Genomic DNA, 22,310 nt, shown 5'->3' on the forward strand with positions numbered 1-22,310 from the left:
ACCGCCAGGCCGCAGGAGCGATTGCAAGCGCATCATCCGTTTGACTGTCCACCCAGTTCGTCCAGGATCTTCGCCATTTCTTCCTCGATGGGATTTCTGTCGCCCAAACCGGCGGAAGGCCTGACAGGCGCCTTGACCGGTGGTGCAGAGCTCGTCACGGGACCGCTGGTTACCGGGGCAGGGGCTGCTACCGATGCCACAGCAGACGGCGCGACCGTTGCAGTAGCGCTTGCGGTTTCTTCCTGCGCCTCTTCAGCCTCGTCGGCAGATGCCTCTTCAGCTGGCATTTCCGCTGCGGAAGACGCTTCGGGCTTGTCCTGAGCCGGGGTGGACGCTTCCGGCACGTCTTCCAGGAGATCGCCGATATCCAGCGAGAGTTCCCTGGAAGGGGCGGCTTCTGCGACCGACTGCGTTTCGGCTGTGGCGCCTTCCTCTTCCAAGGAAGCCGCTGTCCGGGCTTCATCATCCGCCGTGACGTCGGCAGGTTCGATTGCTTCAGTCACTTCGGGCTCTGAAACATCGCTTGAAGAGTGTTGTGCATCGGCCATCTGGACGTTTTCGTCCGCCGTGTCCGCCATCGCCTGGCCAAGGTCGGCGGGCTGGTCCGGTTTCGGCATGCTTTCTTCCGCCGGAGCTTCCTGCGCAGGGGCTTGTTGAGGTGTGGATGCTGCGGTCAAGGTTGCGGCAACGAGCACCGGCTCCACCTTGTGCTCCGGCAGAACCTGCTCAACCGGCTTCAAGAGAGCGGTTTTGGCCCGTGCCGCCGGTCCGGAAGCGGGCGGGGAGATCGTTCCGCCATAGGAAGGCCGATCACGGGCCGTGAACGGGCGTGCCAGGGACTTCAATGTGGAAGCTGTCTTGCTTTCCTGCGGCGCAGAGGGAGCCGGAACGGCAGGACGCACTTCCGGCGCTTTTACGGGTGTTGTTGCAGGTTCGCTTGCCTGCATCTCAGCTTCCAGGGCAGCTGCAATGTCGACCTTGCCTTCGTCGGTGCTTCGCGGAGGCGAAACTTCCGGCGAAGCAGGCGCGGGAGCGGCTGGTTTAGTAGCGACCCGGTTGAAGCCGTTCTGAGTGGCCGCACGTAGCAGATCGCTCGCGCGGCCCAGTCCTCCACCGCTTTCCGGCTTGTCGGGGGTGGTCTTGGGTGGCGTTGCCTGTTGGGCCGGGGGCGTCAGGGCTTGTACGGTTGCCGGAGCACTCTCGGCCGCACGCGTGGCGGTAAGCCGGGAGGGAGCGGGTTCCGAATAATTGCGTTGCGGTGCAGCCGAACTCACACTGGGGGCTGCCGGCGTGGCAACCGGGGTGGCTGCTGCCTGATACGAAGGTGAGGCCGGTGCGGATGGCTGTGCCACCGGAGCGGCAGGTTGCGGTGCCGGGGCAGCCTGTTGTGGTGCCGGTGGAGACGGCTGCGCTAGAGGTGCGGCAGACGGAACTGGCGTACGTGCCTGGACTGCGGGCGCTGCGACTTCCTGTTCTTCGAGGAAGTCGTCGGGCCGGGCCGGGATCTCCGGTCCTGGGGCGACTGCGGCCTTGACCGGCATCGGCATGTTCGAGGGAGACGGTTGCCCGGGTCGGGCCTGGGCCAGCGGGGTATTGCGAACGATATTCTGTTCCACCACAACGTCGCTCGGGCCGCCGACCAGGATGAGATGCTCGATATTATCCCGGCGAATGAGCAGCAGCCGGCGGCGAGCGTCGACAGAAGCGCTGTCCATGATGGCAATCCGGGGCTGCCGGTTGCGGCTTTGTGGAGCACTTGCCCCCATCAGGCGCTTCAGAATGAAAATAAACAGTCCGAACAGCAGCAGCACGACGGCCAAAGCCAGGATGACTGCAATAGCCTGCGTGATGCCCCCGCTCACGTTGAATGTGGTCTCAATCCAGTTATACATCTTACCCTCGTGCCGCCCCGCTTGCGGTTTGATCGCGTGTGCCGGTTACTCCGGTTTTTTGCCTCAATTGGGGAGGTTTGCCTTTATCCCCAGTAATTCCGGCGGTTGAGCCTGTGAAGGCTCCTGTCTCGCAAACCTCTCGGCTTTTTTGTTTTTCCCCGTTGCGGCGGGAATGTTTTGCCCCGTCGGTACCGGTTCAGCCGCTTGCTGATCTGCTTCGAATCTCTCTAGGACTTAAAGTTAACAGAGGCAGGCAAATTTTGCCTGTTGGCGGCGCCTCTCTTTTTGCGAAATGCAAAGGAAAGTTGCCTCCTCCACTGGTTTTTGAAGGGTTTGGGCCGGAAGAGGTAAATGGCTGTTAACTTTTCATTAACCATTTGAGCGGCAATCATTGCCGGGTTGGTTAACGAATGGTGAATCGGAATGGCCATAACGGATCTGCCGCTGTTCCAGGCATTGAAATCCAAGATGCAGTGGCACCAGACGAGACAGAGCGTGCTGGCGCAGAACATCGCCAACGCGGATACGCCCGGATACATGGCGCGGGACGTGAAGGAATATACCTTCAAGGATCACATCGGGCGGCAGTCACTGAACCTGGCGACGACGACGACGGTGGCCGGGCACATTCCCGGGAAGCTGGGAAATACCGGTTCGGCCAAGATCGAGGAAGACGACACCTTCGAAGTCACGCCGAGCGGCAACAGCGTCAATCTGGAAGAGCAGATGATGCACATCACCGAGAACCAGATGGATTACCAGGCTGCGACAACGCTTTACACCAAGGGGCTCGGTCTGATCCGGACCGCGCTTTCCAAGAGTGTATGAGGCAAGGCAGCACAAGCTAGAGGACCGATAACATGGACCTGATCAAATCCCTGTTCATCTCGGCAAGCGGGTTGAGAGCTCAGAACGGGCGCATGCGCATCATCGCGGAGAACATCGCGAATGCGAACTCCACTGCCAAGACGCCTGAAGAACTGCCGTACCGGCGCAAGATCCCGACCTTCAAGAGCCATTTCGACAGGGAAATGGGCGCTGATATGGTCGAGCTGGGCAAGATCGCGGAAGACAATACGGACTTCCGTTCGGTGCACATGCCCGGGCACCCGGCGGCCGATGCCAACGGTTACGTGCTGCAGCCCAACGTCAACACGCTGATCGAAACGACGGACATGCGCGAAGCGCAGCGATCCTATGAAGCCAATCTGAACGTCATCGATTCCACGCGGCGGATGCTGCAGCGGACCATCGATATCCTGCGCGCCTGAGCGGCAGTCCTAATCCGGGAAGGGAGCCTTAGTCATGTCTACTCCGTCGATCGCAAATAATGCCTACCAGATGGCCGCCAAGCTGCAGCAGCAGGCGCGTGCGATCGAGGACAAGGCGGGCGCTCCCGAAGCTGCCGGTCTCGATTTTACCAAGCTGGTGGAAGAGGCTGTCGGCGGTGTCGTCGACAAGGGCCGTGTCGCAGATGACAAGGCTGTCGGTCTTGTCGAGGGCAAGGCTGACGTGGTCGACGTTGTCACCGCGATCGCCGAAACGGAAGTTGCTCTGGAAACGATGGTCGCCGTTCGCGATCGAGTGATTTCCGCCTATGAGGAAATCATGCGGATGCCGATCTGATCCGATGCGGCAAGGGGGCCTTTGATGACCGCTGGTGAAGTTCTCGATCTCGCCCGTGAAGGCGTTTGGACCATGATCCTGGTGGCCGGACCGGTCATGGTCATCGGTCTGTTGGTGGGTGTCGTCATCGCCTTGTTCCAGGCTCTGACGCAAATCCAGGAAATGACGCTGGTTTTCGTTCCCAAGATCCTCGCGATCTTCGTGACGATCCTGATTGCGCTGCCCTTCATGAGCCAGGTTCTGGAGGCCTTCATGGGCAGGGTTGCCGAAATGATCCTGACCACCGGTTAGGGCGTGGACCTTCATGACCATCCAGCTCGATTATCTGCCGAATATCGCAGCCATCTTCATGCTGATGTTCGCACGTATGGGCACGATGGTCATGTTGCTGCCGGCTCTGGGCGAAAGCACGATCCCGACACGGTTTCGGCTGACCATTGCCCTGGCGTTGACGATTGTTCTCTATCCCGTCGGCTCGCAGTATTACCCTGCCGACCTGACATCCAATACCTATCGCATGATTGCGCTCCTGTTCGGAGAATTGGCCATCGGTTTCGGTATCGGCCTGTGCGCCAAGATGATCACGTCCGTCTTGCAGATCGCCGGCATGATCATGGCCAACCAGTCCGGCCTTGCCTTCGCGCTTGGAACGGATTTCGCCAACCAGGGCCAGCAGGGGGCGCTGTTCGGCAACTTCCTGTCCATTCTCGGTATTACGCTGGTCTTCGTCAGCGACAGCCACTTCCTGGTGATCGCGGCGCTCCACGACAGTTTCACGATCTTTCCGCCTGGCCTTGCTCCGCCGGTCGGGGACTTTTCACAGAACGCGACGGAAACCGTTGCGCATGTGTTTTCCATCGCGGTGCGCATGAGCGCGCCTTTTCTGGTTGTCGGTCTGGTTTTCTATTTCGGCCTTGGCCTGCTCAACAAGCTGATGCCGCAGATGCAGATCTTCTTTATCGCCATGCCCGTGAATATCGCGATCGGGCTGTTCCTGCTCATGGTGCTGATCGCAACCCTGATGATGTTCTATCTGGATCATTTTCAGGAATCGCTCGGCAAGTTCATCGTGGGGTAGCGCTGCGCTATGGCTGACGATACCGACGACTCGGAAAAAACAGAGGACCCCACGCACAAGCGCCTGAAAGAGGCGCATGACAAGGGGGACGTACCGAAATCTCAGGAAGTCAGCACCTGGTTCACACTGGCTGGTGCGACGCTGATGATTGCTATTTTCGCGCCCAGCACCGCCGTGTCGCTGGGCGAGTTGATGAAGGGCTACATGGAGCATGCCCACCAGATTGCGGTGGACGGCTACGCGCTGAAAGCCCTGTGGCGGGACACGGGGCAGTCGGTGGCTCTTATCGTCGGTATTCCGTTGCTGGCGCTGGTGATCATGGCTGTGGCGGGCAATCTCGTCCAGCACCAGCCACTGCTGACCGCGGAAACGATCAAGCCGAAATTCTCGAAGGTTTCACCGGCTTCCGGTTTCAAGCGGCTGTTTTCCGCCGACAGCCTCGTAAACTTTGCCAAGGGTATGGTGAAGATCGCCGTTGTCGGCGCCATCATGGTGGCGGTGATGTGGCCGCACCGCGACGAAGCGGAAGTTATGGTGTTCGCCGATACCAACATCATCCTGGAGGAGGCAAGGATCCTGATCCTGCAGCTTCTGGCTGCCGTGCTGGCTGTGATGACGGTGGTTGCCGCGGCCGACTTCATCTACCAGCGCAACAAATGGTTCAACAAGCAGAAGATGTCCCTGCGCGAGGTCAAGGAAGAATATAAACAGACCGAAGGTGATCCGCAGGTCAAGGGCAAGATCCGGCAGCTGCGCATGGAGCGGTCGCGCAAGCGCATGATGGCGGCGGTACCGCAGGCCACAGTGGTCGTGACCAACCCGACGCACTATGCTGTGGCGTTGAAGTATGAAGAAGGCATGGGAGCACCGCTCTGCCTTGCGAAAGGTACCGATGCGGTCGCGCTCAAAATTCGTGAGCTCGCCAAGGAAAGCGATATTCCTGTCGTCGAAAATCCGCCTCTGGCCCGCGCGCTTTATGCGACAGTCGAGATCGACCAGGAAGTTCCGGAAGAACACTACAAGGCCGTTGCCGAAGTCATCGGCTTCGTCTTCCGCATGCGCAAGCGCGCATCCTGGCGTGCCAACTAAGTTGCTCTCAAGGATAGCGGACTGAAAAAGTCCGCGGCAAACAGGTGAATTTCAACAGGACTTGGTCGCATATCAGTTGAAATCGGCTATTAAGCACAGAATGCTTATGTACGGCCCCTTCAAGAACCGAATCGGGCCCGGGAGACAGGATTGATGAGTGACATGGACGGGACGCCGAGCGGGCCGATGATCAGCCGCCCGGAACGTTCCGGTAATATAGGCCTTCTCATAGGCCTCGCACTGCTGCTCGTCGGCGCTGCTGCTGCCTTTGCGGTCATGGACCGCGAAGTGGCGCAGCCGTTTATTCTTGCACTGCTCGGTATCCTGGCCGTCGTCGGCGTTTTCTGCCTGTTTGCCGGAGCCATAGGCTTTCTGCGCCTGTCGGCCCGCCCAGGCGAAGCCAATCCGCTTGCCTCCGCTTTTGTCGATACACTTGAAGACGGAGCGCTCATTACCGATCTGGACGGCCGGCTTGTCTATGCCAACAAGGCCTATGCGGATCTGACCGGCGCTGAAACCGCTGCCGACATCCGTGTGGTCGAGCGTGTGTTTTCCTCCGATCCGGATGCCGCCGACGCCATTTTCCGCCTGTCCCAGGCCATGCGCGACAGCCGCAGGGCGCAAGAAGAGATCCGCATGCCGTTCCCGCTCGGCAGGGCCGACGGCGCTGCGCGCTGGTATCGGGTGTCGATCCGCCCGTTGCAGGTGTCCAAGGAACGCGGCGGTGGCAAGCCCATGGCGGTCTGGCAGCTGGCCGATATCACCCGCGACCGGGCCGAACAGGAAAACTCGTTTCAGGAACTGCAGCGCGTCATCAATTTCCTGGATCACGCGCCGGCCGGTTTCTTCTCCTGTGATGCGGAAGGCCGCATCGTCTATCTCAACGCCACCCTGGCCGACTGGCTTGGCTACGATCTTGCCCAGTTCGACGCGGGCGACCTCGATCTTTCGAGCATCGTGCGCGGTGACGGCACCGAGCTGATCCGCTCGATCAAGGGTCAGGCGGGCGAGGTCAAGAGCGAAACCTTTGATCTCGACTTCGTCACCCGCAACGGACGCGGCCTGCCGGTGCGACTGCTTCACCGTGTGCCCTTCGGTGAAAACGGCCAGCCGGGTGACAGCCGCACACTGGTTCTCAACAGGTCTCGCGGTGAGGAAGCCTCCGAGGCGCTTCGGGCGGCGGAAGTCCGCTTTGCCCGTTTCTTCAACAACACGCCGATCGCCATTGCCTCGCTCGACAAGGAAGGCCGGGTCCTGAGAACCAACGCGCCGTTCCTGAAGCTGTTCGGTGCGGTCGACACAGATGACGAATCTCCCAAGCTGGAGGCTTATGTGGCCGAGAGCGGGCGGCAGGAACTGGCAAAGTCTCTCCAGGCCGCTGCCAACGGGATCGGCGAGATTGCGCCGATAGACATTCCCCTGGTAGAGGGCAATGACCCGCGTTCCGCAACCTTCTACGTTTCCGCAGTGCAGGAAGGTGAGGGTGACGGCGAAGCCGCCATCGTCTACGCGCTTGAAACCACCCAGCAGCGAGCCCTGGAAGCCCAGTTCGCCCAGAGCCAGAAGATGCAGGCCATCGGCCAGCTGGCCGGGGGCGTCGCGCATGACTTCAACAACGTCCTGACTGCGATCATCGGCTTCTCGGATCTGCTCCTGGCAAGCCACAGGCCGACCGATCCGTCCTTCCAGGACATCATGAACATCAAGCAGAACGCCAACCGTGCAGCCGGCCTCGTGCGGCAGCTTCTGGCCTTCTCGCGTCGTCAGACGCTGCGTCCGCAGCAACTGGAGCTGAACGACGTTCTGGCAGATCTCTCCATCCTGCTCGACCGCCTGCTGGGCGAGAAGGTGGAACTGAAGGTGATCCACGGCCGGGACCTGTGGCCGGTGATGGCCGACCTGAACCAGCTGGAACAGGTGATCGTCAACCTGGCGGTAAACGCGGGCGATGCAATGTCCGACGGTGGCCGTCTGACCATCCGCACGCGCAACGTCAACGAAGCCGAAAGCACACAGTTCGACAACATCCGCGGCATGCCACCGGGCGAATACACCCTTGTCGAGGTGGACGACACGGGCCACGGCATTCCGCCCGACGTGATGGAGAAGATCTTCGATCCGTTCTTCTCCACCAAGGAAGTCGGCAAGGGAACGGGCCTTGGCCTGTCGACGGTTTACGGCATCGTCAAACAGACCGGCGGTTTCATCTTCTGTACCTCCGAAGTCGATGTCGGCACGACGTTCCGTCTGTTCCTGCCACGCCACATTCCGAAGGTCGTGGAGAAGAAAAAGCCGGAGCCGAAGGAAGTCGAGCCGGAAAAGGTCAAGGATCTGACGGGTTCCGCGTCGATCCTGCTGGTGGAAGACGAGGAGGCCGTGCGTGCCTTTGGCGCCCGTGCCCTCGCGTCGCGCGGCTACACCGTCTACGAGGCGGGCTCGGGCAACGAGGCGCTGGAGGTCATGGAAGAGACAGACGGCAAGATCGATCTCGTGGTCTCCGATGTGGTCATGCCGGAAATGGACGGGCCGACGCTTCTGGTCGAGCTGCGCAAGACCCGGCCGGACCTCAAGATCATCTTCGTGTCCGGTTATGCCGAGGACGCCTTCGAGGAAAACCTGCCACCGGGCGAACAGTTCTTCTTCCTGCCCAAGCCTTTCACGCTGAAGCAGCTTGCGACGACTGTGAAGGATGTCTTGAACGGATAGGCCGACCTGGTCCAGACTTGCCTCAACACCATCCGTTTGAGGCAAGAGGTCCATGCAGCTTCCAGATTTCATCCGAAAGTTTCCCGCTCTCGATGTTCCCTTTCCCGAGGACGTTGTCAGATCCTACGCAGTGCGCTCGGACGCCGGACTGGTCGTTTTTTTCGATTTCGTGAAGGACATGGTCCTGCCGCCGCATTCGCATCTGGCGCAGTGGGGCACTGTCCTGAGCGGCGAGATCGAATTCACCATCGCTGGAGAAACAAGGACGATGGGTCCGGGCGCTATCTACGATATTCCCAGCGGGGCGGAGCACAGTGCGATCATCAAGGCCGGAACCAAGGTGATCGATGTCTTCGAGGAGCCTGACCGCTATCCGGTCAAGGTATAGCACTTCATACAGGCTCTGGTCGCTGCCGCCTGCCAATGTGTTGCACCGGTTCAGGTCTGACGGCATTCGGGTAAGGATTGCAGTTACCCTTCCATCCCGAATGCGCTAGAGGAAGGTCACGACAGGCTGTCTGCGACGAAAAGGGCTGACACGTTGACCGCACATCATGCACCTGGTGAAGGCGCTCCGGGCAAGGATGGAACAGCTTTCGACCAGGAAGTATCCTGGCGGCGGCTGATGTCCGTCTTTGGCAGCATTGGTCTGCTGTCTTTCGGTGGTCCGGCCGCACAGATCGCGCTGATGCACCGCAAGCTGGTTGATGAGACCGGCTGGCTTTCGGAAAAAAGCTACGTCAACGCTCTCGGGTTCTGCATGTTGCTGCCGGGTCCGGAAGCCATGCAACTGGCGACGTACTGTGGCTGGAAACTGCGCGGCGTTGCCGGTGGCTTGCTGGCGGGCCTTCTGTTTGTCGTTCCCGGCGCACTCGCAATTTTCGCACTTGCCGCAGTTTACGGAACCTTCGGCAATGTGCCGCTGGTCAGTCAGCTGTTTCTGGGCATCAAGGCAGCCGTCCTGATCGTGGTTCTGGAGGCGCTGCTGCGCCTCTCCAAACGGGCACTCACCATCAGGCGGCAATGGGTCATTGCAGCTCTGGCCTTTGTCGGAATTTTCTTTCTGGCCCTGCCGTTCCCCCTGATTGTTCTGGCCGCCGGGCTTTACGGTGCCGCGTTCAGCGTGGCGCAGACTGAAAGCCTCGGTGAGCCTGTCGTTGCGATTGGCAGACCGATTGCGAAAACGCTCCGCACGGTGTTTCTCTGGGCCTTCATCTGGATCGCGCCGCTGGCGCTGCTGGATCTGGCCGGCAACGTGCCCTTGCTGGCGGATATCGGCTGGTTCTTTTCAAAGCTCGCTGTCGTCACCTTTGGCGGCGCCTATGCGGTGCTTGCCTATATGGCCCAGGACGTCGTCGCCATTCACGGCTGGCTGAGCGCCGGTGAAATGATGGACGGGCTGGGTCTGGCGGAAACAACACCGGGGCCGCTCATTCTGGTGACCCAGTTCGTCGGCTTTCTTGCGGCTTTTCACGAAGGAGGACTTCTGCTTGGCCTCGCAGGGGGGCTGGTTGCACTCTGGGCGACCTTTGCTCCCTGTTTTCTCTGGATCTTTGCCGGAGCGCCTTACATCGAATGGATCTCGGCGCAGCCGAGGCTCAAGTCGGCACTTTCGGCCATCGTAGCAGCGGTGGTCGGCGTCGTGCTCAATCTGTCGGTCTGGTTCGCGCTGCATGTCTTCTTCGAAGAGGTCACAGCGACAAAGTGGGGTGTCGTGACACTCTGGATCCCGGACCTTGCAAGCCTCGACTGGCGCGTGCCGGTCCTCGCGGCCCTGTGGGGCCTGTTGCTCCTGCGGTTTCACGTGGGGCTGATCTGGGTGCTGCTGACGGCGGCACTTGGCGGGGTGCTGCTGTCACAAGTGGGATGAGGGGACGCGTGTCCGCTCACCAGCCCGCGGTGAGAAAATAGTTGGCATAGACAAATGGCCAGACTGCAAGGCAAAGGGCGAGCTTTCTCTTGTCGCTGAGACGGGCGCCGACAAGCCGGGACACTGACCAGGAAATCAAGGCGACAAGGACAAACCTTGGTAGCCGCGCCACCGGCGAGACAAGAAAAAGCGATTGTGCGGGGATCGAGGCGTAGCCCGCTTCAGCCGAAAGAACCTTGTAAGGGATGCCGCTGAAGGCTCCACCGAGCAATCCCTCGAACAGGCCTGCCTGCAAAAGCTGCCTGGCCATTTCAAATGTTGGTCCGGAAATCCCGGGCACCAGCAGCAGCACCTGAAGCGTTTCTTCCGGAAAATGCTGTGCGCAGGTCCAGACCAGCAGACCGCCGAAAGCGGCCGCGAAGGACGCCAGAAGCGCCGCTGTCATGGCCTTGCCCAGGGAGCGAAGCGCGATGATGCTCAAAAGCGCGTCGGGAGCGATGAAGAACAGCGTTGCCTCGGCAAAGCTCCAGAGCGCAGCCAGGCAGAAAAGTGCCAACTTACTATTCCCAGGATGCAAAGGTCTTTTCCGTCGAAAGAGCGTTAAAACGCTCCTTCAACCCGGTAATAAAATGAGTCCGGTCCTCGTTCCAAGTAATTGGTTCCCCGACGAAAATATCGCAGAAGAACGGCACCAGCAGGAATGACCCCTTCGGCAAGGCCTTGCCGAGGCCGTGGGTGAAGACGGGCACGACCGGTGCTTCCGGGAACCGTTCGGCAAGAAAGGAAACGCCTTTCTTGAGATCCGTCATCTGTTCCGGTTCGCCGCGCGAGCCTTCGGGAAACAGGATCAGAACCTTGCCCTGACGCAGAACCTCGTAGCAGCCTTCCAGCGGGTCGACATTCTTCTCTTTCCGGCCACGCTCCACCGGGATAATGCCGAGGACATGTTCCGACAGCCAGGCCTTGAGAGGGGAGGAGAAGAAATAATCTGCCGCCGCAACCGGCTTGATGTCCTTCAGCTTCGACAGGGGCATCAAGGCCATCAGCACCATCGTATCCAGATGGCTGTTGTGGTTGGCAACGATGATCGCCGGACCGTTGGCCGGCAGCAGTTCCTTGCGACGCACGTTCAGCCCGAGCAGGAACAGGACCGCGATCTTGACGAAAATGTAGAAGATCTTCTGGAGCATCAATGGAGGTTCCTGAATGCTGACGGTCGAGCGCTTGTTCCAGGGGCGTCCTCTCCTCGGTCACCCCGGACGCAGCGAAGCGGAGATCCGGGGCCGGGGAACCCAGGCGCAAGATCAGTGGCTGAACCTTTCAACCGATTGAAAGGCTCCCCGATCCCGGCTCGCGCTGCGCTTGGCCGGGATGACGAGAGGAGAGGCGCGTGGGCTTGGAGAAGAGAGAAAGAGAAGCCTGCCGACTGCGTGCGCAGAGTGGGAGCGGTCATCCTGACATCCCCCTTCAGTAATAGAAATAGCGGGTGAAGTGGAAGAACAGCGGCGCGGTGTAGGTCAGGCTGTCGATCCGGTCGAGGATGCCACCATGACCGGGAATAAGACTGCCGGTGTCCTTGACGCCGAGATCCCGCTTCAGGGCCGAGACGGTGACATCACCAACGAACCCCGCGACCGGGATCAGCAGGCCGGCGGCAGCGGCGTGGATCATGTCAAAGGGCGTGACCAGCGGTGCAATCAGAAGGGACAGAACGAAAGTGGTTGCAACGCCGCCAAGAAAGCCTTCCCACGTCTTGTTGGGACTGACGCCCGGAATGATCTTGTGACGGCCAAACAGTTTGCCCCAGGTATATTGGGCGACGTCGTTGAACTGGGTCAGGAACAGGAGGAACAGCAGCAGGCCTGGACCGCCGGTGCTGTTGGCCTCGGTCGCCGGCAGGATCAGGAGGAAAGCTGCGTGGCTGATGGAGAAGACGCATAGCATTAGCCCCCAGTTGAGGGTGCCGACAGCGCGCAGGAAGCCCTCGGTCTGCTGGGTCAGCAGGCTGACGAAGGGCAGGAACAGGAACATGTAGACCGGGATGAACACCGCGAACATGCCATAGTAGCTGTCGTAGACCCAGAAGTACTGCACGGGGATCGACAGATACGCCCAGAACAGCACCCGCCTGTCAGCCCGGCGGGTGGGGATCATCGAGAAATACTCTTTCAGCGCCAGGAAGCTGATGAGGGCGAATACAATGATCGAGACCGTGTTGCTGACCAGGAAGGAGACGGTGAAGATTGCCACCATCACCCACCAGCTGACGGTGCGCTGAACCAGTTCGCTCATGTTCTTGGCGGAGCGTTTCGAAATCACGAACACGATGGCGCTGGCAACGCACAGCACGGCCCAGATGCCGATCAGGGCCCAATGGATGGTCAGGAGGTTCATGCGGATTGTTTCTCCCTGATTGCCGCCCTGGCGCGGTTGAAGATGGTGACCGCGGACAGCACCAGTCCGGCACCAAAAAGGATCTGATAAAGGAGAGGCGCGGTCAGGCCAAAGGCCATCAGGAGCCCGCAAAGACCGAACAGGGCTGCCCGGTCGCTCTTGCCGAAGGGGCCGTCATACCGGCGACTTGCACCGATCTGGACTGCGATCACGCCGGTCATTTCGCCGATGATGGCAAGCATGACCAATCCGACGACAATCGGCCCATCGACAAAAGGCAGGAGTGCGAAGGGCAGGTAGAGCGCAGCGTCTGACAGCACATCACCCAGTTCGTTGAGCACCGCGCCAAGATCGGATTTCTGGTCGTGTTCCCGCGCCAGCATGCCGTCGATCGCATTGAGGCCCATGCGGATGAACAGAACCAGCGGCAACAGGATCAAGGGCAGGAAAGCGCCGGGAAAGATCCAGAGCAGCAGGCCTTCGCTAATCGACAGGCCAAGCGCGGCCAGGGTTACCTGATTGGCTGTCACCCCGTTTGCGGCAAGCGATCTGCACACGGGGCGAAGCAGGTCCTGAAAACGGGACTTCAGCTGGTAAATCGTTGGCATTCAAAAACTTTCCCGACTAATTTTCGGGAAAGATATAGGTATAGAGCACCCGGTGCACGCTAGAATTTCAATTGCCTGCTGTCACTTCCTGACAGGGTCGCGCTGGAGCAGGCGTTTCAGGTGATCAGTAACATTTTCCGGCTCTTCCAGCGGTGTCAGGTGGCCACTGTGTTCCAGGACGACAAGGTCCGCTGACGGGATCAGGTTGGCCATGGACCGATGAAGCTCCGGCGGCGTCAACTGATCATGATTGCCACACAGCACCAGTGTCGGGCAGATAATGCCGGTGAGCGACGCACGGCTGTCGGGGCGAGCAATGCGGGTCTGGCGAATGAAGACGTCCGGGCCAAGCCGCTGCGTCATGGCACGAACCCGATTGATCATGTCGGAATTGTTCCGGTTTTCCGGGGCAAGATAGGACTGGGCGAGTTTTCTGCCGAAACCGTGGAAACGGCCCGGTTTCGACGCCTGGGCAATCAGTTGTTCGCGCTCTGCGGCGCGTTCCGGCGTGTCAGGCAGCATGGTGGTGTCGAGGAGGGCGAGATGGGTCACGCGTTCCGGCGCGCGGCGCAGGATTTCCTGAGCGACGATACCGCCGAGAGAAAACCCGGCGAGCGCAAAGCGGTCCTCGCTGGTAGCCAGAACCATTTCCGCCAGAGCCCCCAGCGAACTACCGCGTGTTATGTCGGCAACCCGGGGGCGAGTGATGTCGGCGAGACCGGTGATCTGATCCCGCCAGAGATCCGCATCGTTCAGGAGCCCCGGGATCAGGACGATCTGCGGCAGGCTCATGCATTGGCCTCCTGTGCGGAGGCGAGGATTGTCCGGGCACGGATGCGGACCGGCTCGTCGACCATTGCGCCATCGACATTGGCTGCGCCATCACCCGAGGCGAGAACACGCCTGGCCCACTCGATTTCGTCTAGGCTCGGGGCGAAGGCGCGTTTGATCTCGGCAAGCTGTCTTGGGTGAATGCAGAGTTTGCCGGCCATACCGAGATCCCGTGCATGGGAGGCGTCTTCAAATGTCTGCGCAGGGTTGTCGAGCTGTGCTGTGACGCCGTCGATCGGGGCCGCGATGCCGGCAAGCCGGGACGCCAGAACCAGTTCGGAGCGAACGGGCAAGAGCACCTCCTTCAAATGCGCGCAGCCAAGATCGGCGCAATAGTCGATGGACCCGAAAGCCAGTCGAACCACCCCATCGGTGCTTGCAATGCTCCTGGCATTGGCAAGTCCCCTGGCACTTTCAATGAGCGCGATAACCGGGACCGAGCCCCCCAGGGCAGCGTGGAGTGATGCAATCTCTCCGGAAGCTTCCGCCTTCGGCAGCATGACGGCATCCGGTGCAAGCTTGCGAAGAGCAGCGACATCCTCCGGGTGCCACGAAGTCCCAACGGCGTTGATGCGCACGATGACAGGTTTTTCGGTGAAGCCGGTTGTCAGATTGGTGCGGGCAGCCTCTTTTTCCGATGCGGGGACCGCGTCTTCCAGATCCAGGATGATCGCGTCGGCTTCGGTTGCGGCTGCCTTGGGGAAACGGTCGGGCCTATTTGCCGGCACGAACAAAGGTGTCCTGACTGCCGTTACCATGCCGCCGTCGCCTCCATGGCAACCGGGCCGCCAAGCTGCGCAGTCCAGAGCTTCATGGTTTCTCCCTCCGTTTGCGCGTTCACCGTGAAGTCCGCCGTGTCGAATATGGTCGACAGACTTCGAAACCGGAAGGTTTTCGGTGCTCTTTCCTTGTGATCCGCAGCGAATTGGCAAAGCAGTGTTGCCTGCAAGGGACCGTGAACAATTAGCCCTGGATAGCCTTCCACGTCGCGGACATAGTCCTTGTCGTAGTGGATGCGGTGCCCGTTGAAGGTCATGGCCGAATAACGAAAGAGGTAGGCGGCCGATGGCGTGATCTGCATGACGTCGTCTCCAGCCGTCGCAGGCGCCGGGGTTGTCTTCATGCCCGCAACGTTCTGTGCCTCCCGGTAGACGATGTCCTGACGCTCGTTCAAGACAGGTCGGCCGTCAGAAGTCACTTCATGATTGACCGTGACGAAACAGAGTGGCCCGGTGCGGCCCTGTTTCAGGACCACATCCCTGACGGTTGACACCCGCCGGACCTCTTCGCCAATCCGGATGTCACCCTGGAAGGTAAACTCGCCGCCTGCCCACATGCGCCGGGGCAGGGGCACGGGCGGCAGGAAGCCGCCACGGGCTGCATGACCGTCCGGTCCCAGACCGGCTGTCTGAACGGCCGGCTGAGCAAGGCAGAAATGGATCAGCAGCGGCGCGATATCACCCGGAGCTTCACCTGATGTCCGGTCAAAGGTCGCGTTGAATTGGCGAACCAGTGCGGGGCTCAAGACCTCCGAGGCGCTCTCTTCGCGCCCTATCCAGCTGCGCAGGTGGTCGATGTCGAGGTCCATGATCACGCCTCCAGGGGCTTGAGGGCCGGGACCGGGCCGTAGCTGCGCGGTTCGCCCGAAAAGATGGCCGCAGGGGCGGGGAAGGAGACCGGGCCATTCGGGCTGTCGACGGTGATACGCCTCAGGTGCGGATGGGTCGACAGGCCTTCCATATCGTTGACCGAGGCCAATGCGATATTAGCCTCCGTCAGCAACCTGATGGCCGTTTCGTCATCAAATTTCGCAAAGGCTTCGGCAACAGCGGCATCCGTTTCCCTGCGATTGTTCACCCGCGCGACGTTTGTTGCGAACCTTGGATCGGCGCCGAGTTCGGGTTTTCCGATGAAGTCGCTGCAAAGGGTCCTCCATTCCCGGTCGCTTTGAATGGCGATCAGAACTGCCGGACCTTCCTTTGGCTGGAAGACGCCATAGGGCGCAATCGAAGGATGGGCGAGGCCGACCCGCTGGGGGCTCTTGCCGCCTTCATGGTTGAGAAGGGGGACGGTCAGCCAGTCGGCCAGAACATCGAACATGGAGACCGAGATCTGCGTGCCCTTGCCGGTGACCCCGCGCTGGATCAGGGCTTCCAGAATGGCGGTATAGGCCGTTGCCCCGGTGGCGATGTCGACAAGGGAAATGCCGACACGCGCGGGTTCGTTCGGCCCGCCGGTGATCGAACAAAGACCGGTTTCAGCCTGGATCAGCAAATCATAGGCCTTGCGGTCGGCCATCGGCCCGGTTTCGCCAAAACCGCTGATGGAGCAGGTAATGAGGCGCGGATAATCCAGCACCAACCTGTCCGGATCAAAACCAAGGCGGGCCAGGGCGCCAGGCTTGAGGTTCTGGATCAGGACATCGGCGTCAGAGATCAGCTGCGCCAGCTTTTCCTTGCCCGTGTCGGAACCAAGATCCAGCGTGATGCTGTCCTTGCCCCGGTTCAGCCAGACAAAGTAACTCGACTGGCCCTTGGCAACGTCGTCATACCCCCGGGCAAAATCACCTTCGGGCCGTTCGACCTTGGTGACTGTCGCTCCGGCATCCGCAAGCCGGGACGTGGCGTAGGGGGCGGCCACCGCCTGTTCGATGGCGACGACGTTCAATCCTTCCAGCGGCAACACCATCAGAACGACCTCGGCAGGCCAAGCACATGCTCGGCAACATAAGAAAGGATGAGGTTGGTGGAGATTGGTGCTACCTGGTAGAGCCGCGTCTCGCGGAACTTGCGCTCGACGTCATATTCGCAGGCAAAACCGAAGCCGCCATGGAACTGGATGCAGGCATTTGCCGCTTCCCAGCTTGCCTTTGCGGCCAGGTATTTGGCCATGTTTGCCTCCGCGCCGCAGGGAGCGCCGGCATCAAACAGGCTACAGGCCTTGTAGCGCATCAGGTTGGCCGCCTCGATCTCGATATAGGCTTCGGCTATCGGAAACTGGACGCCCTGGTTCTGGCCTATGGGGCGACCGAAGACTTCCCGTTCTCGCACATAGTCGGTCACCTTGTCGGTGAACCAGTAGCCATCGCCAATACATTCGGCGGCAATCAACGTGCGTTCGGCGTTGAGGCCGGTAAGGATATATTTGAAGCCTTTTCCTTCCTCGCCGATGAGATTTTCTTCCGGGATTTCCAGATTGTCGAAGAAGAGTTCGTTGGTCTCGTGGTTGACCATGTTCAGGATCGGGCGAACCTCCATGCCTGATTTCATGGCTTGCCTGATATCGACCAGGAAGATCGAAAGGCCTTCCGATTTCTTCTGCACGTCGGTAAGCGGCGTTGTGCGCGCCAGGAGGATCATCAGGTCGGAATGCTGCACACGGCTGATCCAGACCTTCTGGCCGTTGACGACGTAGCGGTCGCCCTTCTTCACGGCGGTGGTCTTGATCCTGGTGGTGTCCGTGCCCGTGGTCGGCTCGGTCACGCCCATGGACTGCAACCGCAATTCGCCGCTTGCGATCTTGGGCAGATATTTCAGCCGCTGTTCTTCCGAGCCATGCCGCACGAGCGTGTTCATGTTGTACATCTGGCCATGACAAGCGCCGGAATTGCCGCCTGCACGGTTGATTTCTTCCATTATGACCGAAGCTTCGGTGAGCCCGAGGCCCGATCCGCCGTAGTCCTCCGGGATAAGTGCGGCCATCCAGCCTTCGCGTGTCAGGGCGTCGACAAATTCTTCCGGATAGGAGCGAGCCTCATCGATCTTGCGGTGGTATTCGGCGGGAAACTGGGCACATAGCGCGCGGATGCCGTCGCGAATGTCCTGGTAGCTGTCGGTTTGGCTTGTCATGTGGGCTTTTCGTCTGGCGTGTTTGTTGACCGCAGTTAAGCCGCTGAACTGCCATTGAACAAATATATGTTTTGGATAGATCTCATATAAATTTTATATGATACCTTGTTGCCATGGACATCCGCCAACTCCGCTATTTTCTGGAAATCGTTGCGCAGGGTTCGCTTACGCGGGCTGCCGAAAGCCTGCATGTGGCGCAGCCGGCCCTGTCGCTGCACCTGAAGAACATGGAGGAGCAGCTTGGCACCAGGCTGCTGACGCGCAGTCGCTCCGGTGTCACGCCCACGGAGGCGGGAGAGCTGCTGCTGCAAAGGGCGCGGGCAATTCTCGAGGATCTGGCGCGCACGGAAGACGATATCCGCAATCTGGAAACCGATCCGTCCGGCATCGTGCGGATCGGCCTGCCGGGCACGATCAGCGCCATGGTGTCTCTGCCGTTGATCCTGGCGGCGCGTGAGCGCTTTCCGCGGATCACGCTCAATATTACCGAGGCCATGAGCGGTTTTGTTGGCGATTGGCTGAGTGAAGGCAAGATCGATCTTGCCGTGCTTTACAGCCGTTCCAAGGATGCACGTATCCGGTCTGAATTATTGCTTGAAGAAGAGCTTGTGGTTCTGTGGCCCGCCGATGCCGAACGTCCGCTGGAAATGAACATGGAGGCACTCGACAACGTGCCAATGGTGCTGCCGAGCGGAGCGCACGGCTTGCGGGTGCTGATAGACCGGACGTTCCAGGCGCTGGGCTTCGCACCAGAAATCGCGATGGAAATCGACTCCTTCAACAATATCAAGCGCCTGGTGGCAGCCGGGTTTGGCCCGTCGATCCTGCCGCTTTACGCGGTGACTGAGGAAGTGGCAGCAGGTTCCCTTTGTGTCAGCCGGATTGCCGCGCCGGGGCTGTGGCGCGGGGCTCATCTGATGTCGCCGGGTGGACGACCCGTGACGCGGGCGCTGGAAGCGGTGCACGCTTTGCTGCGCGAGGTTATTCTGGATTTGCGCGACAAGGGGGCCTGGGCCGCTTCCCGGTCACCGCAGGTTTCCGGCACCGAGACTGTCTCCTGACGGGAACAAAACCCGGAGCTCTGTCGTTTTCCCGATACTGCCCTATGCTGCCTGAGCAAGCAGCCTGTCCATGTGTGCAAGGCTTCCCGCTATTTCTGGAGAACCGATTGACGATGATCGACGCTGTCCTGCTGACCTCACCCCGTATTTCCACCTTTGATGACCAGACCTATCTCACGAACGCCAGCAGCTTTTTCTTTGCGCGTGATGAGCGCCTGTTTCTCGTTACCAGCCGGCATGTCATGGTGGATGAGGCAAGCGGGCATCATCCCTCCCGTATCGAAATCGAACTCCACAACGATCCTGAAAACCTGGCCGACTCCATCGCTTTTTCGATCCCGCTTTTCCGGGATGGCAAAAGCCTCTGGCGCCAGGGAGAGGATACCGCAGGCGATATCGACGTTGCCGTGATCGAGATTGACCGGGCGGCGCTACCTGAAAATATCGTCTATCGGGCCTTCGGGCCGGAACACCTGAGTGACCCGCAAGAGCATGTCGAGATCGGATCATCCATTCTGGTTGTCGGTTTTCCGCTCGGGTTTCATGACACGCTCCATCACATGCCGGTGGTCCGCCACGCGGTCGTGGCTTCTTCCTTCGGCTTTCGGTTTCAGGGCATGGGTTATTTCCTGACCGATGCCCGCACGCATCGCGGCACAAGTGGGGCTCCGGTGGTCATGCGCAATACGGCAGACACCGCAAGCGAACTGCCGTGGAAACTGCTTGGCGTTCACTCCGCCCGCCTCGATGTCGGCACGCGCGATCTCGTGCTGGATGAGGCGCTAGGCCTCAATTGCGCCTGGTATGCGGACATTCTGATGACGCTTACGGAGGGGTGACCCCCGTCAAAGGCAAACTTCAGCCCTGGAGCGTCAGGCGGGTTTGAACCTGTAGTGGCCGGTGATTTCGAAATCGAACAGCCGGTCTTCCAGCTGCGTTCCAGCACCGATGTTGTGGACCACCATTGGTCGTTCGCTGTCTGCGGAGGCACGGTGACTGACAATCGCCATGTGCGGCAGGTTTCCAGGCAGCATCTGGGAAACGACGTCGCCGGGCTGATAGTCTTTGGCGTTTGCAGTGACCGGAAGAGCTGCGCCTTTTCGTCTGAAGAAGGTCTGCAGGTTTGGCACCCGCCGGTGGTCGATGTTCCTGTCCGGGCGTTTGAGACCCCAGATCTTTGGATAGGACGAAAAGTCCGACTTCATGTCCGCATTGACGGCCGACTGGAGATCGTAGCCGAAAGCGTCGCGGTAGGCTCTGACGACCACATCGGTGCATACACCGCGTTCGCGCGGCAGGTCGCCATTGGGAAACGGGAGCGAGACATAGGCCGGATCGTAGACCACCGTAACGCCGATCTGGCTTTCTGCCGCCTCAATCAGCTGTCCCGCCCACGGATTGGGCAAAGCAATACTTTTTGACGTTGCTTCAGTGGGCGGCGTGGACGGTCCGGCAAGTGCCTTGCTGACGAGCTGCAACCCGGTTTGCAGCCGATAAGCGGGGAGGGTGTGTGCCGCGTAGGCGCCTCCTGCTGCCAGAAGTCCGGTTCCGAACAGGAATGTACGCCGCTTCATGTGAGAGCTCCCATAGATCTGAAGCCGGAATACTGGCGGAGTGGGACCGGAATGGGGCGAGGCGACATTTGACCGATTTTCCCGTTGGGTAAACCAATACGCGTGTCGTTGCGGAAGTCAGTCAATTGCACGTTTTTTGTTCTCGAAAATTTAATCTGATGAGTCTTTACTGCAGCAAAAGGCGGTAAATGTTGACGAAATTTGGGGAAATACTGCTGAAAACGGCAATGATTGTCTTTTTGTCCTGGCTGGCGACGCCTGCCCAGGCCGAGCAGGCATCCCTGTCCTATGATCAGTTCTTTCTGCGTCACAGCGCAACCATGATGCTGATCGATCCGGATACCGGAAGCATTCTTGATGCCAACAATGCCGCGGCAGACTTCTACGGGTTCGACCGGGATACGCTGCGCCGCATGTCCATTCAGAACATCAATCAGCTGACGGCCGAGCAGGTTGAAGCCGAACGTCAACTTGCCAAGGCTGAACACCGAAATTTCTTCATCTTCCGCCACAAGCTGGCAGATGGCTCCGTTCGAAGCGTGGAGGTTCATTCAACTCCGGTGGACTACGACGGCAGGAAGGCTTTGCTTTCCGTGGTGCACGATATTTCCGACGACCGGCAGCGGGAACAAGAACTGTGGCACTACAAGAACCGCCTGGAGGAAATGGTCGACAGCAAGAGCGCGGAACTTTCCTCTGCCTATAACGCCCGGAACCAGTGGATGCTGGGCCTGGTCGGCACGCTTGGTCTGTCGCTTGTCGTCGTCAGTTTTCTGCTGCTTGAAAGACACACCGCGCACAAGCGGTTGCGATCCTCGGAGCAGCGTTTGCGAGAGATCATCTTCGGCACCAACGTCGGGACCTGGGAATGCAACGTTCAGACCGGGGAGGTGGTCTACAACGAACGCTGGGCTGAAATTCTCGGCTATTCGCTGGCCGAGTTGCAGCCGGTCAGCCGACAGACCTGGTACCGGCTGACCCATCCGGACGATGTGGAAAAATCTGAGCAGAAGCTGGCAGAGGTGTTTTCCGGAGCAAGGGAAGCCTACGACAACGAAATTCGCATGCGCCACAAGGAGGGCAGGTGGGTCTGGGTTCTCGACAGGGGACGTGTGGTCGAGTGGACGAAAGACGGCGAGCCTTTGCGCATGTCCGGCACCCATTCGGACATTACCCGTCTGAAGAAGACGGAAGAAGCTGTCAGGCGGCTAGCGATGACCGATCATCTGACAGGCCTTTCGAACCGGGCACATTTCAGCCAGAGCCTTGCGGAAAACGTTGCCATTGCAGACCGGGATAACCGCAAGTTTGCGCTGATGATGCTGGACCTTGATACCTTCAAGCCGGTCAACGACAGCCATGGGCATCCGGTGGGTGACGCGCTGCTCCAGGCCGTTGCCTCCACCATCAAGCGCTGCACGCGCGAAGGGGATGTCGTGACCCGGATCGGCGGGGATGAGTTTGCCGTGATCATCGGCGATTATGCGGAAGAGAAGGATGTTCTGGCCTGTGCCACCCGCATCTACCGGGAGGTCTCGCGGCCGATGGAAATCAAGGGCAAGGATATCAACATCAGCATCAGCATCGGGGTGTCGTTCTATCCCGATGATGCAGATGATGCCAAATCGCTGATCACCCACGCGGACCAGGCCATGTATGAAGCCAAGAAGAGCGGGGCAAACGTCCTGACGTATGAAGCCTACAGGATGCGGGTGGCGAGCTAGCTGCGGTGA

General features: G+C 59.8%; 23 protein-coding genes. 12 read left to right on the plus strand and 11 right to left on the minus strand.

Translation table 11 applies throughout. The annotated features are described in order from the left end of the window. Positions 1–32: 32 nt before the first annotated feature. Positions 33–1,892 carry a DNA polymerase III subunit gamma/tau domain-containing protein gene (locus ACYQ6M_RS05995; protein WP_460072684.1) on the minus strand — a complete coding sequence of 620 codons (1,860 nt, stop codon included), beginning with the start codon at positions 1,890–1,892 and terminating at the stop codon, positions 33–35. Positions 1,893–2,315: 423 nt separating this feature from the next. Between ACYQ6M_RS05995 and flgB the strand changes: the two genes are divergently transcribed. From flgB to chrA, 9 genes are all read left to right on the plus strand, one after another. Beyond that, positions 2,316–2,720, plus strand: a complete 405-nt coding sequence (gene flgB / locus ACYQ6M_RS06000) for a flagellar basal body rod protein FlgB (protein WP_023000722.1) — start codon at positions 2,316–2,318, stop codon at positions 2,718–2,720. Positions 2,721–2,752: 32 nt separating this feature from the next. After that, positions 2,753–3,163, plus strand: a complete 411-nt coding sequence (flgC, locus tag ACYQ6M_RS06005) for a flagellar basal body rod protein FlgC (protein ID WP_023000723.1) — start codon at positions 2,753–2,755, stop codon at positions 3,161–3,163. 34 nt (positions 3,164–3,197) lie between these two features. Then, on the plus strand, positions 3,198–3,518 hold the full coding sequence (locus ACYQ6M_RS06010) for a flagellar hook-basal body complex protein FliE (protein ID WP_031269190.1): 321 nt from the start codon (positions 3,198–3,200) through the stop codon (positions 3,516–3,518). Between the two features lie 24 nt (positions 3,519–3,542). Beyond that, positions 3,543–3,809 (plus strand): flagellar biosynthesis protein FliQ, encoded by a 267-nt coding sequence (gene fliQ, locus ACYQ6M_RS06015; RefSeq protein ID WP_023000725.1) that lies wholly within the window; start codon positions 3,543–3,545, stop codon positions 3,807–3,809. A 13-nt stretch (positions 3,810–3,822) separates the two neighbouring features. Beyond that, positions 3,823–4,596: a flagellar biosynthetic protein FliR gene (gene fliR, locus ACYQ6M_RS06020; protein ID WP_023000726.1), complete on the plus strand. Its 774-nt coding sequence runs from the start codon at positions 3,823–3,825 to the stop codon at positions 4,594–4,596. 9 nt (positions 4,597–4,605) lie between these two features. Continuing rightward, positions 4,606–5,685 (plus strand): flagellar biosynthesis protein FlhB, encoded by a 1,080-nt coding sequence (gene flhB / locus ACYQ6M_RS06025; RefSeq protein ID WP_023000727.1) that lies wholly within the window; start codon positions 4,606–4,608, stop codon positions 5,683–5,685. Between the two features lie 153 nt (positions 5,686–5,838). Beyond that, a complete protein-coding gene (gene cckA / locus ACYQ6M_RS06030; RefSeq protein ID WP_023000728.1) occupies positions 5,839–8,391 on the plus strand; it encodes a cell cycle histidine kinase CckA in 2,553 nt (850 codons plus the stop codon). A gap of 52 nt (positions 8,392–8,443) precedes the next feature. After that, positions 8,444–8,779 (plus strand): cupin domain-containing protein, encoded by a 336-nt coding sequence (locus ACYQ6M_RS06035; protein WP_460072688.1) that lies wholly within the window; start codon positions 8,444–8,446, stop codon positions 8,777–8,779. A gap of 153 nt (positions 8,780–8,932) precedes the next feature. After that, the gene (gene chrA / locus ACYQ6M_RS06040; protein ID WP_460072690.1) at positions 8,933–10,261 is read left to right on the plus strand and encodes a chromate efflux transporter; all 1,329 of its coding nucleotides are present in this window, start codon (positions 8,933–8,935) and stop codon (positions 10,259–10,261) included. A 16-nt stretch (positions 10,262–10,277) separates the two neighbouring features. Here chrA and ACYQ6M_RS06045 read toward each other — a convergent pair whose 3' ends face one another. The 9 genes from ACYQ6M_RS06045 to ACYQ6M_RS06085 form a co-directional block, all read right to left on the minus strand. Then, positions 10,278–10,817, minus strand: a complete 540-nt coding sequence (locus tag ACYQ6M_RS06045) for a hypothetical protein (RefSeq protein ID WP_460072692.1) — start codon at positions 10,815–10,817, stop codon at positions 10,278–10,280. Positions 10,818–10,821: 4 nt separating this feature from the next. Further along, the gene (locus tag ACYQ6M_RS06050; protein ID WP_460072694.1) at positions 10,822–11,451 is read right to left on the minus strand and encodes a lysophospholipid acyltransferase family protein; all 630 of its coding nucleotides are present in this window, start codon (positions 11,449–11,451) and stop codon (positions 10,822–10,824) included. Between the two features lie 277 nt (positions 11,452–11,728). Further along, positions 11,729–12,655 carry a phosphatidate cytidylyltransferase gene (locus tag ACYQ6M_RS06055; protein ID WP_460072696.1) on the minus strand — a complete coding sequence of 309 codons (927 nt, stop codon included), beginning with the start codon at positions 12,653–12,655 and terminating at the stop codon, positions 11,729–11,731. Next, a complete protein-coding gene (locus ACYQ6M_RS06060; RefSeq protein WP_460072698.1) occupies positions 12,652–13,263 on the minus strand; it encodes a CDP-alcohol phosphatidyltransferase family protein in 612 nt (203 codons plus the stop codon). The genes ACYQ6M_RS06055 and ACYQ6M_RS06060 overlap by 4 nt, the downstream gene beginning before the upstream one ends. Before the next feature lie 81 nt (positions 13,264–13,344). Next, positions 13,345–14,055: an alpha/beta fold hydrolase gene (locus ACYQ6M_RS06065; protein WP_460072700.1), complete on the minus strand. Its 711-nt coding sequence runs from the start codon at positions 14,053–14,055 to the stop codon at positions 13,345–13,347. After that, complete coding sequence (locus ACYQ6M_RS06070) at positions 14,052–14,852, minus strand: HpcH/HpaI aldolase/citrate lyase family protein (RefSeq protein ID WP_460072702.1); 801 nt, start codon at positions 14,850–14,852, stop codon at positions 14,052–14,054. The genes ACYQ6M_RS06065 and ACYQ6M_RS06070 overlap by 4 nt, the downstream gene beginning before the upstream one ends. Continuing rightward, positions 14,846–15,682 carry an HTD2 family dehydratase gene (locus ACYQ6M_RS06075; protein WP_460072704.1) on the minus strand — a complete coding sequence of 279 codons (837 nt, stop codon included), beginning with the start codon at positions 15,680–15,682 and terminating at the stop codon, positions 14,846–14,848. The genes ACYQ6M_RS06070 and ACYQ6M_RS06075 overlap by 7 nt, the downstream gene beginning before the upstream one ends. Positions 15,683–15,684: 2 nt before the next feature. Next, positions 15,685–16,779, minus strand: a complete 1,095-nt coding sequence (locus ACYQ6M_RS06080; protein ID WP_460073195.1) for a CaiB/BaiF CoA transferase family protein — start codon at positions 16,777–16,779, stop codon at positions 15,685–15,687. A gap of 2 nt (positions 16,780–16,781) precedes the next feature. After that, complete coding sequence (locus ACYQ6M_RS06085) at positions 16,782–17,942, minus strand: acyl-CoA dehydrogenase family protein (protein ID WP_460072706.1); 1,161 nt, start codon at positions 17,940–17,942, stop codon at positions 16,782–16,784. Positions 17,943–18,055: 113 nt separating this feature from the next. Between ACYQ6M_RS06085 and ACYQ6M_RS06090 the strand changes: the two genes are divergently transcribed. Together ACYQ6M_RS06090 and ACYQ6M_RS06095 are read left to right on the plus strand one after the other, a co-directional pair. After that, positions 18,056–19,003, plus strand: coding sequence for a LysR family transcriptional regulator (locus ACYQ6M_RS06090; RefSeq protein ID WP_460072708.1), 948 nt, complete (start codon positions 18,056–18,058; stop codon positions 19,001–19,003). A 113-nt stretch (positions 19,004–19,116) separates the two neighbouring features. Further along, positions 19,117–19,842 (plus strand): S1 family peptidase, encoded by a 726-nt coding sequence (locus ACYQ6M_RS06095; RefSeq protein WP_023000741.1) that lies wholly within the window; start codon positions 19,117–19,119, stop codon positions 19,840–19,842. A 33-nt stretch (positions 19,843–19,875) separates the two neighbouring features. Here ACYQ6M_RS06095 and ACYQ6M_RS06100 read toward each other — a convergent pair whose 3' ends face one another. Next, positions 19,876–20,577 (minus strand): DUF1287 domain-containing protein, encoded by a 702-nt coding sequence (locus ACYQ6M_RS06100; protein WP_460072710.1) that lies wholly within the window; start codon positions 20,575–20,577, stop codon positions 19,876–19,878. A 188-nt stretch (positions 20,578–20,765) separates the two neighbouring features. Between ACYQ6M_RS06100 and ACYQ6M_RS06105 the strand changes: the two genes are divergently transcribed. Next, a complete protein-coding gene (locus tag ACYQ6M_RS06105; protein WP_460072712.1) occupies positions 20,766–22,301 on the plus strand; it encodes a diguanylate cyclase domain-containing protein in 1,536 nt (511 codons plus the stop codon). Positions 22,302–22,310: the final 9 nt, after the last annotated feature.

It is taken from the genome of Roseibium sp. ROS1 (assembly GCF_054658215.1).